The organism is Streptomyces sp. NPDC059582 (assembly GCF_042735715.1).
Taxonomy (GTDB): domain Bacteria; phylum Actinomycetota; class Actinomycetes; order Streptomycetales; family Streptomycetaceae; genus Streptomyces.
Map to the genome: position 1 here is coordinate 1 of NZ_JBHWCC010000046.1, position 15,951 is coordinate 15,951.

General features: G+C 73.1%; 13 protein-coding genes. 3 read left to right on the top strand and 10 right to left on the bottom strand.

The genetic code is table 11. The annotated features are described in order from the left end of the window. Positions 1–53: 53 nt before the first annotated feature. From ACFV0T_RS31235 to ACFV0T_RS31260, 6 genes are all read right to left on the bottom strand, one after another. Positions 54–1,361, bottom strand: coding sequence for a hypothetical protein (locus ACFV0T_RS31235; RefSeq protein WP_385786388.1), 1,308 nt, complete (start codon positions 1,359–1,361; stop codon positions 54–56). Continuing rightward, on the bottom strand, positions 1,358–2,548 hold the full coding sequence (locus ACFV0T_RS31240) for a hypothetical protein (protein WP_385786391.1): 1,191 nt from the start codon (positions 2,546–2,548) through the stop codon (positions 1,358–1,360). The genes ACFV0T_RS31235 and ACFV0T_RS31240 overlap by 4 nt, the downstream gene beginning before the upstream one ends. Next, positions 2,545–3,399 carry a hypothetical protein gene (locus ACFV0T_RS31245; RefSeq protein WP_385786395.1) on the bottom strand — a complete coding sequence of 285 codons (855 nt, stop codon included), beginning with the start codon at positions 3,397–3,399 and terminating at the stop codon, positions 2,545–2,547. The genes ACFV0T_RS31240 and ACFV0T_RS31245 overlap by 4 nt, the downstream gene beginning before the upstream one ends. A gap of 82 nt (positions 3,400–3,481) precedes the next feature. After that, on the bottom strand, positions 3,482–4,183 hold the full coding sequence (locus ACFV0T_RS31250; protein ID WP_385786398.1) for an LPXTG cell wall anchor domain-containing protein: 702 nt from the start codon (positions 4,181–4,183) through the stop codon (positions 3,482–3,484). A gap of 229 nt (positions 4,184–4,412) precedes the next feature. Further along, positions 4,413–4,976, bottom strand: coding sequence for an ATP-binding protein (locus ACFV0T_RS31255; protein ID WP_385786401.1), 564 nt, complete (start codon positions 4,974–4,976; stop codon positions 4,413–4,415). 251 nt (positions 4,977–5,227) lie between these two features. After that, positions 5,228–5,674, bottom strand: a complete 447-nt coding sequence (locus ACFV0T_RS31260; protein ID WP_385786404.1) for an STAS domain-containing protein — start codon at positions 5,672–5,674, stop codon at positions 5,228–5,230. 249 nt (positions 5,675–5,923) lie between these two features. On the opposite strand from ACFV0T_RS31260, the gene ACFV0T_RS31265 reads away from it, so the two are divergent. Together ACFV0T_RS31265 and ACFV0T_RS31270 are read left to right on the top strand one after the other, a co-directional pair. After that, positions 5,924–6,841 (top strand): RNA polymerase sigma factor SigF, encoded by a 918-nt coding sequence (locus ACFV0T_RS31265; RefSeq protein ID WP_385786407.1) that lies wholly within the window; start codon positions 5,924–5,926, stop codon positions 6,839–6,841. Positions 6,842–7,152: 311 nt separating this feature from the next. Then, positions 7,153–8,667: a ricin-type beta-trefoil lectin domain protein gene (locus ACFV0T_RS31270; protein WP_385786410.1), complete on the top strand. Its 1,515-nt coding sequence runs from the start codon at positions 7,153–7,155 to the stop codon at positions 8,665–8,667. A 58-nt stretch (positions 8,668–8,725) separates the two neighbouring features. Here the strand turns inward: ACFV0T_RS31270 and hutI are convergent, their stop codons facing one another. The 4 genes from hutI to hutU all read right to left on the bottom strand — a co-directional run bounded on the left by hutI (position 8,726) and on the right by hutU (position 14,254). Beyond that, on the bottom strand, positions 8,726–9,898 hold the full coding sequence (gene hutI / locus ACFV0T_RS31275; RefSeq protein ID WP_385786413.1) for an imidazolonepropionase: 1,173 nt from the start codon (positions 9,896–9,898) through the stop codon (positions 8,726–8,728). Positions 9,899–9,951: 53 nt separating this feature from the next. Further along, positions 9,952–11,298: a formimidoylglutamate deiminase gene (locus ACFV0T_RS31280; protein ID WP_385786415.1), complete on the bottom strand. Its 1,347-nt coding sequence runs from the start codon at positions 11,296–11,298 to the stop codon at positions 9,952–9,954. Further along, on the bottom strand, positions 11,295–12,497 hold the full coding sequence (locus ACFV0T_RS31285) for an allantoate amidohydrolase (protein WP_385786542.1): 1,203 nt from the start codon (positions 12,495–12,497) through the stop codon (positions 11,295–11,297). Before ACFV0T_RS31285 ends, ACFV0T_RS31280 begins: the two co-directional genes overlap by 4 nt. Before the next feature lie 92 nt (positions 12,498–12,589). After that, positions 12,590–14,254, bottom strand: a complete 1,665-nt coding sequence (gene hutU / locus ACFV0T_RS31290; protein WP_385786418.1) for a urocanate hydratase — start codon at positions 14,252–14,254, stop codon at positions 12,590–12,592. Positions 14,255–14,370: 116 nt separating this feature from the next. On the opposite strand from hutU, the gene ACFV0T_RS31295 reads away from it, so the two are divergent. Further along, positions 14,371–15,831 carry a diaminopimelate decarboxylase gene (locus ACFV0T_RS31295; RefSeq protein ID WP_385786420.1) on the top strand — a complete coding sequence of 487 codons (1,461 nt, stop codon included), beginning with the start codon at positions 14,371–14,373 and terminating at the stop codon, positions 15,829–15,831. The last annotated feature ends 120 nt before the right edge of the window (positions 15,832–15,951 follow it).

The following is a 15,951-nucleotide window of genomic DNA, read 5'->3' on the forward strand; positions in this document are numbered from 1 at the left end:
GCACCCCACAGGGTGCGGCGGCCCTTCCCGTGCGCGGGGGCGGCCCGGTCGCCCTACCGCAGCCGCCGGCGCGGCATGAACGTGAACACCGCCGCGCCCAGCAGGATCACCGTCCCCGCCACCAGCCCGAGGGCCTTCAGCGCGCCGTGGTCGTCCGCGCCCGTCTCCGCCAGTCCGCCGCCGGTGGCGGTGCCGGCCGAGGTGCCGCCGGCGGAGGACGTGGTGGAGCCGGACGCTCCGCTCGCCTGCTCGGTGGTGTCCAGGGTCAGGGACACCTCGGACCTGGTCGGGGTGCACGTGGTGGTCGTGCCGAGGGCGTCGATCGTCAGCACGCCCGGGGACAGCGTCGACACACCGCTCGCGCCCGGCTTGTAGGTGCCGGTCAGGTCAGGGATCTCGATCGGGTCGCCCGACTTGATGGCGTCGGCGTTGGCCGGGCCCTCCACATGCACCGTGCCCTTGTCGGCACCGCCCAGGGCGACCTCCATCGACGGCTTGACCGAGCCCTTCGGGATGTCCGCGGGGCTGTCCATCACCGACTTCTTGAACTGCACCGTCAGACCGAAGCTCCCGCCGTCCTTCTTGGCGTTGATCTGCACCGGGGAGGTCGCGTTCTTGTCGCCGATGGGCGTCTTGCACGCGTACGGGACCTGGACCTCCTTGCCGGTGAAGTCGGTCTGACCGCTCCCGGTGCCGTCGCCGGAGGACGCGCTGGGTGTGCTCGACGGGGAGGCGGACGGCGAGGCGGAGCCCGTCGGGTCCGGCGAGGTACTGGCCGACGGGCTCGACGGACTCCCGCCCCCCGCCGCCACCTCGATGGTCGCCGCCGGCTGCACCGTCTGCGTCGGCGTGCACTTGGTGTCGGTCGACATCGCGTTGACCGTGTACGCGTCCGGCGTCAGCGTCACCGCGCCGGGCGTCGTCAGTTTCAGGGTCCCCTTCATGTCGGACAGCACCATGGCGGCCCCTTTGGGGATCGCCGGATTCTTGCGCGGGCCCTGCATCGCGATGTCGGCGGTCTGCGCGCCGGCCGCCTTGAGCGTGCCGGACGGCTGCACCGAGTCGGCGGGCAGGTCGATGATGTCGGGGTTCTTCGAGGCGGCCTGCGTGAACTTCCAGACGATGTCGACGCTGTCGCCGACCTTCGCCGTGGCCGGTGCGGTGATCTCGACCTTGGTGGTCCCGTCGACGGGGTCGATGCCCGCGGGCGGCACACAGTGGGCGGTGTACGACACCTCGGCGGCCTGCGCGGTCCCGGCGGCCGCGCCGAGCAGGACGCCCGCCGAGCACAGCGCCAGCGCGACGCCCGCCGCACCCGCTCTGCGCCCGCCGGCCGGTATGACTCTCCTTGGCTTGCTCACGTAGGTCCCTTCCTGGTGGGAGTCGTAGGACTCGTCGGGCTGTCGTGGTGCGGTGCGGAGAGCCGACCGGCCGTGCCCGGGAAGGAGTCCGGGGTGAACCACGGCAGGGTCGAAGTCGTCGTGGTGGTCGGGCTCGACGTGGTCTCGCCGTGCTGCGTGGTCTTCGTGTTCCGCGTGGCCTTCGTGGCCTCGGCGGCGGACTCGGCCGTCCCGGGCCCGCGGGCGCCGGCGCGGAGTCCCGGCAGGGTCAGGGGGAGGCGCGGCGAAGCCCGGCCGAATCGTCGGCCCCGCAGTCCTCGCGTTCCCCGCTGTCCTCGGCTCCGTCGTGGTCGGACGTGGTCCACCACGGCCATCCCGACGCGGAACACCGCGGCCGGCCCGACCAGGCAGACCAGGAGCCAGAACAGGGTCACGCCCCAGGGCCGGCCCACCCCCCACGGCTGCTCGGCGAGGACCCGGCCGCCGTACTCCAGCGAGACGGTGTAGTCGCCGTGCGCCCCCGCGGCGAGCTCGACCGGCAGTCTGATCCGCGCCTTGCGGCCGGGCGCGACGCTGCCGCGCCACTGCCGCTCGTCCCACTGCGGGGCGAACACGCCGTGCGAGGTGCCGACCCGGAAGACCGGGTTCGTCACGGCTTCGGAGCCGACGTTGCCGACGGTGAACACCAGGGTGCGCGCGGGCGGGGCCCCGAACCAGGTCAGCACCCCGCCCGAGCCGTCCAGCCGGGTGTCGGTGAGGACGGACAGCCGTCCTCCCGCCGACTGCGCGGGCAGCGGCTCCACCGCGTGCCCGGCCACCTGGAACACCGCGTCGGCCTGCGCCTTCGCGCCGGTCACGGTGGCGACGTGCACCACGCACGGGCACGGCACCGGCGGCTCGGTCACCGGCAGCTTCCGGCTGAAGCCGCCCTTGGCGTCGGTGGTGACGGCCCGGCCGTCCGCGTTGGCGCAGGAGTTGGTTCCGCCGAGTACACCCCGCGACGGCGCCGACCGCCCGCAGATCAGCACCATCAGCAGGGTGTGCGACCGCCAGCCGCTGCCGCTGACGGTGATCGAACCGCCGGTGCCGGCCTGCGCCGTGGACAGCTGGACGGCGGGCCCGTCGGCCGCCGCCGCGCCCGCCGGGGGCAGCACGAACAGTGCCGCGAGCACCGCCGCGAGCAGCGGGATCCGCAGCCCGCCGCTCACCGCGCCGCCCCCGTCAACTCGCCCTCGGTCCGCGGCTCCCGCGCCACGGCGCGGTCCGTCGTACGACGCCTGCGCAGCCGTACGACGAGGAGGCCGGCGCCCGCCGTCCCCGCGGCCCCCGTCGCCGCCACCGCGCCCCACGGCCCGAACCGCGCCGACCCGCTCGCCGTGTCCCGCGCGCCGCCTGCCGCCGTCACCGTCAGCCGTACGGTGACCGTGTCGAGGGCGGGCCGGCCGGGCCAGGGTTCGCTGAGCTCCAGTCGGCGGCCCGGGGGCAGTTCGACGGGCAGGGCGCGCGGGGCGCGGTCGAGGAGACGGCGGCCGAACGCGCCGTCCGCGCGCACCGCGAGCCGCGGGGCGAGGACCGTGGTGCCGCGGTTGACCAGCTCGTACGTGATGCGGTCACCGCGCACGACGACGTGCTCGACGGTCAGCGCGGACAGCTCCGGCCCGCCGACGCGCAGGCGCAGCGCGACAGTCGCGCCACGGCCGTCGGTGTCCCGTACGACGATCGTGCCGGAGCGGTCGCCGGGTGGCGCGTCGGCCGGGACGGTCACCGTGAAGGGGACGTCGGCGCGGGTACGGGCGGGGATGCGGACGGCGGTCGCGGCGAAGGTGACCGGCACGCCGGTTCCGCGCAGCCGTACGGTGACCGGCCGGCCGCCGCGGTTGGTCAGGGACACCGTGTCCTGGAGGACGGTGCCGGGTGTGCCCTCCCCGTAGAAGGACGGGCGGCCGCCGCCGGAGGGCGCGGCCGACCAGTCGGCGGCGAAGGGTGCGGCGACGACGGAAGGGGCGGTGCCCAGCAGCAGCAGGAGGGACAGCGGCAGGACACGGGCGGCGTACGACATCGGCGGCTCCATCAGGCAGGGGCGGCGCGCGTCGCCTCGGCGCGGGGGTGGCGGCCGGGCGGACGGGCGGCGCGGCGTGCGGTCAGCGGCGTACCCGTGCCGTCTGGTTCCTGCGTGTCAGCCACAGCGCGCCCGCCGCGCCGGCGAGGAGCACCGTGCCGCCGAGCGTGCCGAGGGCGACGGCCGAGTCCTCGGGTCCGGTCTGCGGAAGTTCCGCGCCCGATCCGCCGCTCTGCGTGCCCCCGCTCTGCGTGCCCCCGCTCGAACCGCCGCCCGCCGCCGTCACGTCGAGGGTGAGCGAGGGGCCCGGGTTGTTGGTGGGCGTGCACGTGGTGGTCGTGCCGAGGGCCTTGATGGTGAGCACGCCCGCCGTGAAGGTGACCTTGCCGGACTTCTTCGGGGTGTACGTGCCGCTCAGGTCGTTGATCTTGATCGGGGTGTTGGCCGGGATCGCGGCCTGGTTGGGGGCGCCCGTGGCGGTGAAGGTGCCGCTGTCGGCGCCGCCCAGCCTGACGGTGGCGCTCGGGTTCATCGCGCCCTTGCCCAGTTCGACCGGGCTGGAGGAGACGCCCTTCTGCCACGACATCGTGATCCGGTAGCCGCTGCCGCTCTTGACACCCTTGATGTCGATGGGCGAGACGGCGCTCTTGTCGCCGATGGGCGTCTTGCACTGGTAGTTGACGTTCACGACCTCGGCCCGGGCCGCCGGGGCGGCGAGCAGGACCGCCGAGCCGGCCAGGGCCGCGGCCGACGCGAACGCGGCGGTTCGTTTCTGGTACGACACGGTCCCCCTCATTTCTGACGGCACATCAGATCGGCCGTCAAGGTACGCCCGGGGCCGTAAGGAGGGAAGACAAGACGCACGCCGGAGTTGCGGCGATCCGGCGCGCGCGAAAAGGAGTTCGAGTGAAGGGGCCGACCTCGTGGCGGCCCTGTGGCGACTCGACGTAACCCGGGGTGACCCCGACCGGCCCGAAGTGGCTCCGCGTCACTCCGGACGTCTTCTCACCGGCTCAGGCCGGTGCCCCCAGTTCGGCCCACACCGTCTTGCCCGCGATGCCGGGCGCGCGGACGACGCCCCAGTCCAGGCACAGCCGCTGCACGATGAACATGCCGTGACCGCCGGGACGCCCGGCCCGATGCGGGGTGCGCGGGGCCGGCTGGCCGGCGCCGCGGTCGGAGACCTCGACCCGGATCACCTTGTTGTCGCAGGCGATCCGGAGCGACTCGGGGCCCTCGGCGTGCAGACAGGCGTTGGTGACCAGCTCGGACACGACGAGCAGCACGTCCTCGGCGGCCGCCCGGTGGTCCGCGCTGTCAGCCGGCAGCCAGCCCCACGCGTACAGCGCCTGGCGGGCGAAGTCGCGGGCGAGCGGCACGACACCGCTCTGGCCGTCCAGGCTCAGCCGGCGGACCTGCCGGCCCGTCGGCGACGCGGCCGCGTCCCCGGACGCGCCGACACCTGACACGTCCTCACCGGACGCGCCCACGCCTGACACGCCCGCCGCGGACGCCCCTGAAGCGCCGCTCGGCTCAGGGCCGCGGTCGCCCGGCGGGTAGGGCCGGGTGGTGCTCATCAGCGCTTCACCTCACCGATTCACCAGTTCACGATTCAAGAGTCAGTACGTAGATCGACGGTGGTTCCGTCGACATGGCGCCGACACATTCAGGATGTCTCCTGCCCGACCGGACGGACGGAACACCCCCCTGTTGGTACGGGACGGTGTCATGTGGACAGTGACGCACGAACGGACGAACCGGTTCGCCCGAGCGAAGACGGCCCGGACGCACGGGTCGGAGCGCGACGGCCATGGGCCGGCGGACCCGCTCAGCCCGCCTCGCCCGCCTCTCGGCCACCGCCTGTGTCCCCCGCCGCATCACCACTGCCGTCACCGCCGTTCGCGTCGTCGTCGGCCAGGGCCGCCTCAACCGAGTCGTGGACGGTGAAGACCGCCTCCGCCCCGGTGATCTCGAAGACGCGCGCCACCACGGGCAGCATCCCCGCGAGGTGCACCCCGCCCCCGGCGGCTTCCGCCTTCAGTCGCGCACCGAGCAGCACGTTCAGTCCCGTGGAGTCACAGAACTCCAGGCGCGAGCAGTCCACCACCAGCCTGCTGAAGCCCTTGGCAAGGCATTCGTCGAGTGGGGAACGCAACAGGTCGGCGGTGTGGTGATCGAGCTCACCCGCCGGTGTCACCACGGCGCTGGAGCCCTCTTCCCGCACCTCCACCAGAAGCCGGCCCGACTGCGCGCTGCCGACCGTCCCGCGGTCCATGCGTGTCTCACTCCCGAGATCGTGACTGCTGACAGATGCCCTCGAACACTACGCCTTCCCTACACACTCTGGCACCCGAACAACCGCCCGCAAACGGACATTTCAGAATGAAACGGACTTGCGGTGGGCTCCGTAGAGCGGGTAGGGCTAGTAGGGACACGTACCCGACACGGCCGGCTTTGGAGGCGCCGCACTCCGCAGTGCAGCACTGGCTTCGGCAGCCATATGCCGAGAACGATGGAGGACATCATGTCACCCCGGCTCGACGCATCGCATACCCATCAGGCGACGTCGACACCCCTTCCGGAACATCTGGATCCCATCGAGCAGAACCACGACGTACGCGCCGCACAGGGCGACGTACTCGCCGGGCTTCCGGAGATACCTCCGTACGAAGAGGTCGGCCCCGTCGACGCGCGGGCCTTGTCCAAGACGTTGTTCGAGCGGCTGGAGTCGCTCGAGGAAGGGACGCACGAATACTCGTACGTCCGTAACACGCTCGTCGAACTCAACCTCGCGCTGGTCAAGTTCGCCGCGTCCCGCTTCCGCTCGCGCAGCGAGCCGATGGAGGACATCATCCAGGTCGGCACGATCGGCCTGATCAAGGCGATCGACCGCTTCGAACTGGCCCGCGGCGTCGAGTTCCCCACCTTCGCGATGCCTACCATCGTCGGCGAGATCAAGCGCTTCTTCCGCGACACCTCCTGGTCCGTGCGCGTCCCGCGCCGGCTCCAGGAACTCCGGCTCGACCTGGCGAAGGCCGGCGACGAGCTGGCCCAGCAGCTCGACCGCGCGCCGACCGTGGCGGAGCTCGCCGAGCGCCTCGGCATCGGCAAGGACGAGGTCGTCGAGGGCATGGCGGCGTCGAACGCGTACACCGCCTCGTCGCTGGACGCGCAGCCCGAGGAGGACGACACCGAGGGCGCGCTCGCGGACCGCATCGGCTACGAGGACCACGGACTCGAAGGCATCGAGTACGTCGAGTCGCTGAAGCCGCTGATCGCCGGGCTGCCCTCCCGGGACCGGCACATCCTCTCCCTCCGCTTCGTCGCCAACATGACCCAGTCGGAGATCGGCGAGGAGCTCGGGATCTCGCAGATGCACGTCTCGCGCCTGCTGTCCCGGACGCTGGTGCGGCTGCGGAAGGGGCTGACGGTCGAGGAGTGACGGTCGAGAGGTGACAGAAGCGTGAGAGGCCCGGCGGACGACGCCGGGCCGCTTGGCTTGTGCCGCGCTGTCGCGTCCACCGCCCTGCCGTACGGTGCCGTCGACCGTGCCTCCGTACGGTCCCGTCGACCGCCCCGCCGTCCCGGTTGTCCGCCTCCTTGTCCCGTTGTCCGCCTCGCGCACCGGAACCCCCTTGTATTACCCGGAGATAACCCTTTGCCCAAAGCCTCTTGTCCTTCATCATGGGCACTCCAAACTGGCCGGTACGTCAGGACGGGCGGGCGACCGCAGGGGAGTGAGGAGGCCGGAGGATGGTTCAGGGCGGCGGTGTGCACGGGGGGGCGTCCGACGCCCGGTTGACCGCGTTGTTGCGTGCCGACACCGCGAGCGCGTACCCGGCGCTCCAGGAACTCCGCGCCCGCCACCAGTCGTCGGTCCTCGCCTACGCCCGGCTGTGCACGACCGGCGAGTCCGCGGCACGGCAGCTGGCGGCGCAGACCTACACCGTCGCGGCCCGCGAGACGGCCCGCGGCACCGACCCGGACATCCCCCTGCGGCACCGGCTGCTGCTGCTCACCGGCCGGCTGGCCGCGTCCTGGGCCGCCGACGAGCGGGCCGCGAGCCTCGATCCCGCACTGCTGCTCCTGCTGAGCACGGCCGGACCCAACGGCCCGGTCCCGCCCATGCTCGCCGCGTTCCGCTCCCTGCCCTCGCGCGCGCAGGGGCTGATCTGGTACCACGTCGTGGACGGCGAACCCGAGGACCGGACGGCCGACTTCCTCGGCCTCAGCCGCCCGGACGTGCAGCACGGCACACCCCAGGCCCTTTACGCCATGGGCCAGGCCTGTCTGCGCTCCCGCCTGGCCGCCTCCGACGACCCGCGCTGCGGGGACTTCCGCCGGCTGATCGAGGAGTCCGTACGGCCGGACAACCCGCGCCGCAGCACCGACCTGGACGCCCACATGGTGCGCTGCCCCCACTGCACGGCCGCGCACGAGGAACTGTCCGCCCTGCGTGACGCCCCGCGCACCGCCCTGGCCGAGGGCCTGCTGCCGTGGAGCGGCACGGCGTACGTCAGGACCGACGCGAACGCTACGCGCGTCAAGGGGCTTCCGGCGAGGCGGACCTGGTCGCCGTCCCGGCGTCTGGTGCTGACCTCGACGGCGCTGGGCGTGGCCCTGGCACCGCTGCTGCTGCTCCTGCTGTCGTCGGGCGGCTCGCCTGACCGCCGGCAGGCGGCGGGCGCGGCAGGCACCCCGTCCCACCCCCCGGTGACGGTGACGGCGACCGCCACGTTCTCGCCGCCGCCCCCGTCCCCCTCCGCCACCTCCAAGCCGCCGTCCCCCAGCCACAGTTCCGCGCGCCCGAAGCCGACCTCCGCGAAGCCGAAGCCGACCCCGACCCCTCCTGCGGCCCCGCGGCCGCCGGGCGCCGCCTACGCGCAGGTCGTGAACGTGTCCACGGGCCGCTGTCTGGACGTCGTGGACGACTTCGACAACGGCACGGACGTGGTCACCGCCGACTGCACCTCGGCGGCCACCCAGCGCTGGCGGGTCGACGCCGACCGAGGAGTCCTCCAGTCGTACGCCGACCCCGACTTCTGCCTCGACAGCCGCGGCGACGTCGACAACGGCGTCGGCATCTGGGACTGCGACTCCGCCGACGGCCGCCACGGCGCCAACCTCACCTTCACGGTGGACGACGACGGGGTGATCCACCCCGCGATCGCGATCGAGACCGGGGTGACTCCGGCGGGCGACGGCGGGGTGTCGCTGGAGCCGCTGAGCGGGGGCGCCCAGCAGCGGTGGCGGTCCGGGGCGAGCTGAGCCGCCGATACATCACGCACGCCTCGCACGCCTCGCACGCCTCGCACGCCTCCGGGGGTCAGCGGACGCGCACGCCTCGCCGCCACACCCCGCTCACCAGCGGCACGCCCGGACGGTAGGCGAGGTGCACATGGCTCGGCGCGTCCAGGAGGGTCAGGTCGGCGTACGCGCCGGGCGCGACACGGCCGATGTCGTCGCGGCGGAGGGCCGCCGCGCCGCCCGCCGTGGCCGACCAGACCGCCTCGTCCGGGGTCATGCCCATGTCCCGTACGGCGAGCGCGATGCAGAACGGGACGGAGGAGGTGAAGGACGAACCGGGGTTGCAGTCCGTCGACAGGGCGACCGTGACGCCCGCGTCGAGGAGGCGGCGGGCGTCGGGCCACTCGGCCCGGGTGGAGAACTCGGCGCCGGGAAGCAGGGTGGCGACGGTGCGGCCGTGCGCGAGGGCGTCGACGTCGGCGTCCGTGAGGTGGGTGCAGTGGTCGGCGCTGGCCGCGTCGAGTTCGACGGCGAGCTGTACGCCGGGGCCGTAGGAGAGCTGGTTGGCGTGGATGCGCGCTTGCAGGCCCTTCGCCCGGCCGGCCGTGAGGATCGCGCGGGCCTGGTCGCCGTCGAAGGCGCCCTTCTCGCAGAAGACGTCGATCCATCGGGCGTACGGGGCGCAGGCGTCGAGCATCTCGCCGGTGACCAGGGCGACATAGGCGGCCGGGTCGTCGGCGTGGTCCGGCGGCACGATGTGGGCGCCCAGATAGGTCACCTCGTCCGTGTGCCGGGACGCGATGCGCAGCGCGCGGGCCTCGTCCTCGACCGTCAGGCCGTAGCCGGACTTCGTCTCGAAGGTCGTGGTGCCCTGGCGGAGCGCCTCGTCGAGGTAGCGGGTGAGGTTGCGTTCGAGGTCCTCGTCGCTCGCCGCCCGGGTCGCCGCCACCGTGGTACGGATGCCGCCCGCGCTGTAGGCCCGGCCGGACATGCGGGCGTTGAACTCCTGGGTGCGGTCGCCCGCGAAGACCAGGTGGGAGTGGGAGTCGACGAAGCCGGGCAGGACCGCGCGGCCGCCCGCGTCGACCCGGTTGTCAGTGGCTGGTGCTTTGCTTGATTCACCGGTCCACACGACACGGTCGCCGTCGATGACGACGGCCGCGTCCTGGACCAGACCGAGGGGGGAACCGTCACCCAGGGAGGGGTCGTTGGTGACCAGGCCGGCGATGTTGGTGATGACAGTGCTGCTCATGGTGGCGTCCTCGTGGGTGGCGGCGGGGCTCGGGGCGGGCGTCGGGCGCTTCCTCAGGCGCGCAGGGCGGCGACGGCGGCCGCCAGTTCCCGCGCCACGTCGGGTACGAGCGTGTGCGCCCCGTCCCGTACGACATGCCGCCCACCGACGACCGTGTGGCGTACGTCCGCCGCGGTCGCGGCGAATACGGCCGTCTCGGCGCCGAGCCTGGGCAGCGGCCCCGCTGTTCTGACCGAGTCGAGCGCGAGCGTCGTGAAGTCGGCGAGGGCGCCGGGTTCGAGGGTGCCCGCGTCGGCCCAGCCGAGCGCCGCGTGGCCGTCGGCGGAGGCGGCCCGCAGCAGCGCGGCGGCCGTCCAGTGGCCGCGGGTGCGGGTGCGCAGGCGCTCGTTCAGCTCCATCGCGCGCGCCTCTTCGAGCAGGTCGATCACGGCGTGGCTGTCGGAGCCGAGGGAGATCGGGGACCCGGCGCGCTGGAGGGCGACGGCGGGGCCGATGCCGTCGGCCAGGTCCCGTTCCGTCGTCGGGCACATGCAGGTGCCGGTGCCGGAGCCGCCGAGCAGCGCGATGTCGGTGTCGGTGAGGTGCGTGTTGTGCACGCCGGTGGTCCGCGGGCCGAGCACGCCGTGGTCGGCGAGGAGCTGGGCCGGGGTGCGGCCGTGGGCCGCGCGGCAGGCGTCGTTCTCGGCGGTCTGCTCGGACAGGTGCACATGCAGCGGGGCCCGCCGCTCCTGCGCCCAGCGCGCCACCGTCTCCAGCTGGTCCGCGGGTACGGCCCGCACGGAGTGGATCGCGGCCCCGATCCGCGCGTGATCCCGGTCCTTGAGAACTGAACAGCGTTCGGCCCAGGCGTCGGCGTCGCCGTCGGAGAACCGGCGCTGGTGGGCGTTGGGCGGCTGTCCGAACCCGGACGAGAGGTAGGCGGTGTCGAGGAGGGTGATGCGGACACCGGCTTCGGCGGCGGCCGCGATCAGCGCCTCGCCCATCGCGTTCGGGTCGGCGTAGGGGGTGCCGCCCGGGGCGTGGTGCACGTAGTGGAACTCGCCGACCGCGGTGACGCCCGCCAGTGCCATCTCGGCGTACACCGCGCGGGCGAGCGCGTGGTAGGTGTCCGGGGTCAGCCGGTCCGCGAAGCCGTACATGACCTCGCGCCAGGTCCAGAAGGTGCCGGAGCCGACCTGGACCGTGCCGCGCAGGGCGCGGTGGAAGGCGTGGCTGTGGGCGTTGGCGAGGCCGGGGAGGGTGAGGCCGCGCAGGGTCTCGGCGCCGGGCGGCGGGGCGTCGACGCCCGTACGGACGGCGGCGATCCGGCCCTCGGACACCTCCAGGGCCACGCCCGGCTCGACGTTGGTGTCGAGCCAGGCGTGCTCCAGCCAGTACGTCCGGGTGTGGGTCTGCGTCACCTGCGGGCCAGCCCTTCCAGTGCGTCGGCGAGTGCGCTCACCCCGGCCACGCAGTCGTCCTCGGCCGCGAACTCGGCCGGGGAGTGCGATACGCCCGTGGGGTTGCGCACGAACAGCATGGCGGTCGGGACGCTCCCGGAGAGGATCCCGGCGTCGTGTCCGGCTCCGGTGCCGAGGACGGGTACCCGAAGATCGGTGTCGGTGCCCAGGACGCGGGCGAGTTCGTCGCGCAGGGCGTGGTCGAACTCGACGACCGGCGTGAACGACTCGCGGACGACGTCCAGGTCGATGCCGTGGGCCGCCGCGTGGGCGCGGGCCGCCTGCTCGATGCCGGTGACGACGGTGTCGAGGGTCTCCTGGCCGGCGGCGCGGGAGTCGAGCCAGCCTCGCACCAGGGAGGGGATGGCGTTGACGCCGTTCGGCTCGACGGAGATCTTGCCGAAGGTGGCGACGGCTCCGGCGAGTTCGGCCTCGCGGCGGGCGGCCAGGACGGTCTCGGCGTACGGCAGCATGGGGTCGCGCCGGTCCGCCAGGCGGGTGGTGCCGGCGTGGTTGGCCTCGCCGCGGAAGTCGAACCGCCAGCGTCCGTGCGGCCAGATGGCACTGGCGATGCCGACACGGTCGCCGGACAGGTCCAGTGCCCGCCCCTGCTCGACGTGCAGCTCCACGAAGGCGCCGATGCGGGCGAGCCGCTCGGGGTCGGGGCCGATGGCCTCGGGGTCGTGGCCGGCGGCCGCCATGGCCTGCGGCAGGGTGATCCCGTCGCCGTCGGTGAGGCGGTGCGCCTGCTCGACGGTGAGCTGCCCGGCGGCGAGCCGGGAGCCGACGCAGGCGAGCCCGAACCGGGCGCCCTCCTCGTCACCGAAGTTGACGAGAGCCAGCGGCCGGTCGAGCCGTGCGTTCCTGGCGCGCAGTTCGTCGAGGGCCGCGAAGGAGGACACCACGCCCAGGGGGCCGTCGAAGGCCCCGCCGTCGGGCACGGAGTCGAGGTGCGACCCGGTGACGACGGCGTCGCCCTGGGCAGGGTCCCCGAGCCAGGCCCACTGGTTGCCGTTCCGGTCGACCTCGTAGGTCAGCCCGCGGGAGCGGGCCTGCTCCTCGAACCAGGCCCGGCACTCGGCGTCGGCGGCGGTCCAGGCGAAGCGGCGGTAGCCGCCGGAGTCGGCGTGCCGGCCGATGGGCAGCAGCTCGCGCCACATCGCGTGGAAGGAGGCCGCGGTCGGTGCCGGGGCGCCGGCCCCCACGGGGGAGCCGCCGTCCGGCACCGTCCTCGACATGTCGTGCCGCTGCGTCACGCGTCGTCACCCTCGCGCATGGGAATCCGCACGCCCCGCTCGTCGGCGACCGACTCCGCGATGTCGTACCCGGCGTCGACGTGCCGGATGACGCCCATGCCGGGGTCGTTGGTGAGCACGCGGCGGATCTTCTCGCCGGCGAGCGGGGTGCCGTCGGCGACGGTGACCTGCCCGGCGTGGATGGAGCGGCCCATGCCGACGCCGCCGCCGTGGTGGATGGAGACCCAGGAGGCGCCGGAGGCGACGTTCACCATGGCGTTCAGCAGCGGCCAGTCGGCGATCGCGTCGGAGCCGTCGAGCATGGCCTCGGTCTCGCGGTAGGGGGAGGCGACGGAGCCGCAGTCGAGGTGGTCGCGGCCGATGGCGAGCGGGGCGGCCAGTTCGCCGGAGGCCACCATGTCGTTGAAGCGCTCGCCTGCCCTGTCGCGCTCGCCGTAGCCGAGCCAGCAGATCCGGGCGGGCAGTCCCTGGAAGTGGACGCGCTCGCCGGCCAGCTTGATCCAGCGGTGCAGGGACTCGTTCTCCGGGAAGAGGTCGAGGATCGCCTTGTCGGTCTTGGCGATGTCCGAGGCCTCTCCGGACAGGGCGGCCCAGCGGAAGGGGCCCTTGCCCTCGGAGAACAGGGGGCGGATGTAGGCGGGGACGAAGCCGGGGAAGGCGAACGCCCGCTCGTATCCGGCGAGCTGGGCCTCGCCGCGGATGGAGTTGCCGTAGTCGAAGACCTCCGCGCCGGCGTCCATGAAGCCGACCATGGCCTCGACGTGCCGGGCCATGGACTCCCGCGCGCGGGTCGTGAAACCGGCCGGGTCCTTCGCCGCGTACGAGGCCATGTCGTCGAAGTCCACGCCCACCGGCAGGTACGCCAGCGGGTCGTGCGCCGAGGTCTGGTCGGTCACGATGTCGATGGGGGCGCCTTCGGCGAGCATCCGCGGCAGCAGCTCCGCGGCGTTGCCCAGCAGACCGATGGAGAGCGGCCTGCGCTGGTCGCGGGCCTCGACGGCGAGCTGGAGCGCGTGCTCCAGCGAGTCGGCCTTCACGTCGAGGTAGCGGTGCTCGATACGGCGCTCGATGGCGCGCGGGTCGACATCGATGCAGATCGCTACGCCGTCGTTCATGGTCACGGCGAGCGGCTGGGCGCCGCCCATGCCGCCGAGGCCGGCGGTGAGGGTGATGGTCCCGGCGAGGGTGCCGCCGAACTTCTTCGCGGCGACGGCGGAGAAGGTCTCGTAGGTGCCCTGGAGGATGCCCTGGGTGCCGATGTAGATCCAGGACCCTGCCGTCATCTGGCCGTACATGGTGAGGCCGAGGGCCTCCAGGCGCCGGAACTCCTCCCAGTTCGCCCAGTCGCCGACCAGGTTGGAGTTGGCGATGAGGACGCGCGGGGCCCACTCGTGGGTCTGCATGACGCCGACCGGGCGGCCGGACTGGACGAGCATGGTCTCGTCCTGCTTCAGCGTCCGCAGCGTGCGCACCATCGCGTCGAAGGAGCGCCAGTCGCGGGCGGCCTTGCCGGTGCCGCCGTAGACGACGAGCTTGTCGGGGTGCTCTGCGACCTCGGGGTCGAGGTTGTTCTGCAGCATCCGGAGGGCGGCTTCCTGCTGCCATCCCAGGGCGCTCAGTTCCGTACCACGCGGGGCTCGTACGGGGCGGGGTCCTGACATGGTCTGCCTCCTGGCGAATCATTGCCTGTCGATATTCACATCCTGGCTACCTGAATAGAACTAGTCAATACATGGGCGCGTCGACGCGGACGGGTCGCGGATGTTTGGCTAGATGTATGAGTACGGACATCGACCTCACGGGGGGCGTCGTGAGCGACGGCACCAGCAACGAATCAGACATCGACACCACCGCCGCCGACGGGAGCGGCGGGCCGGGCGGCGACTCCGGCGCCGAGCGGGTCGCGCGGCGCGACGAGGCGGTGCGGGCCGCGGTGGAGCAGGGGCTGCTCACGCCGGACGCTCCCGTCGTCGGACTGCTCGACGTCACCGGCATACGGGAGTCCGCGGCGGCGCTGCGGGCCGCGTTCGACGCCGTGGTGGCGCCGGGCACACCCGTGCTGCACGCCTTCGCGGTGAAGGCGAGCCCGCTGGTGCCGGTGCTGCGGCTGCTGCGCGAGGAGGGCATCGGCGCGGAGGTGGCGAGCCCGGGCGAACTGGCGCTGGCGCGGGCGGCCGGGCTGTCACCGGCCCGTACCGTGCTCGACTCGCCCGCGAAGACCCCGGCCGAACTGCGCGAGGCACTCGCGCTCGGCATCGCCGTCAACGCCGACAACCCGCAGGAGCTGTACCGCATCGACGCGCTGATGCGCTCGGCGAGCAGCAGCTCCCCGCTCGGCATCCGGGTGAACCCGCAGCTCGGGGCGGGTTCCATCGAGGCGATGTCCACGGCCACGGCGACCTCGAAGTTCGGGGTGGCGCTGCGCGACGAGGGCGCGCGCGAATGGGTCGTCCAGGCGTATGCGGACCGGCCGTGGCTGAGCCGGCTGCACGCGCACACCGGGTCGCAGGGCATTCCGCTGGACCTGATGGTGCGGGGCGTGGCGGAGACGTACGCGCTCGCCGAGGAGATCAACGGGCGGATCGGACGACCGCAGATCGACACCATCGACATCGGCGGCGGACTGCCGGTGAACTTCGCCTCGGACGCGACGGATCCGACGTACGCGCGGTACGCGCTGCTGCTGCGCGAGGCGGTGCCGGGGCTGTTCGACGGGCGGTACGGGCTGGTGACCGAGTTCGGGCGGTCGCTGCTGGCCAAGCACGGGACGGTGGTGGCGCGGGTGGAGTACGCCAAGAGCGCCGGCGGGCGGCCGATCGCGGTCACCCACGCGGGCGTGCAGGTCGCGGCGCGGACGGTGTACGCGCCGGAGGCCTGGCCGCTGCGGATCGCCGCGTACGACGCGAAGGGGCGGCCCAAGCAGGGCCCGGCGGTCGTCCAGGACGTGGCCGGTCCGGCCTGCTTCGCGGGCGACCTGCTGGCGCGGGGCCAGTCGCTGCCGCTGCTGGAGCAGGGCGACCACGCGGCGGCGCTGGACACGGGCGCGTACTACTTCGCCCATCACTACGCGTACAACTCGCTGGTCAGGCCGGGCGTCTACGGCTTCGCCGCGGACGGCGACGGCGGTACGGCCTTCGCGACGGTGCGCGAGCCGCAGACGATCGAGGAGATCGTGGCCGAGTCGGGAGGAGCGCACGCGTCGGCACTCACCACCCTGCGTACACCCGGACGCCGTTGACGCACACATACGGACATGCAGGTCATCTGATAGGAAAACCAGTACAGCCGACCCACCTTAGCCATCCGCCGCATTTTCCACTGGAAAATGCCGGATCCCTCACCCGCCGCCCACACGGTG

Bases quoted from the DNA above. Each gene is read 5' to 3' on its own strand.
- ACFV0T_RS31260 (WP_385786404.1), bottom strand. From the start codon at position 5,674: ATGGACCGCGGGACGGTCGGCAGCGCGCAGTCGGGCCGGCTTCTGGTG.
- hutI (WP_385786413.1), bottom strand. From the start codon at position 9,898: ATGAGCAGCACTGTCATCACCAACATCGCCGGCCTGGTCACCAACGAC.
- ACFV0T_RS31245 (WP_385786395.1), bottom strand. From the start codon at position 3,399: ATGTCGTACGCCGCCCGTGTCCTGCCGCTGTCCCTCCTGCTGCTGCTG.
- hutU (WP_385786418.1), bottom strand. From the start codon at position 14,254: ATGTCAGGACCCCGCCCCGTACGAGCCCCGCGTGGTACGGAACTGAGC.
- ACFV0T_RS31295 (WP_385786420.1), top strand. From the start codon at position 14,371: ATGAGTACGGACATCGACCTCACGGGGGGCGTCGTGAGCGACGGCACC.
- ACFV0T_RS31265 (WP_385786407.1), top strand. From the start codon at position 5,924: ATGTCACCCCGGCTCGACGCATCGCATACCCATCAGGCGACGTCGACA.
- ACFV0T_RS31255 (WP_385786401.1), bottom strand. From the start codon at position 4,976: ATGAGCACCACCCGGCCCTACCCGCCGGGCGACCGCGGCCCTGAGCCG.
- ACFV0T_RS31270 (WP_385786410.1), top strand. From the start codon at position 7,153: ATGGTTCAGGGCGGCGGTGTGCACGGGGGGGCGTCCGACGCCCGGTTG.
- ACFV0T_RS31285 (WP_385786542.1), bottom strand. From the start codon at position 12,497: ATGTGGCGCGAGCTGCTGCCCATCGGCCGGCACGCCGACTCCGGCGGC.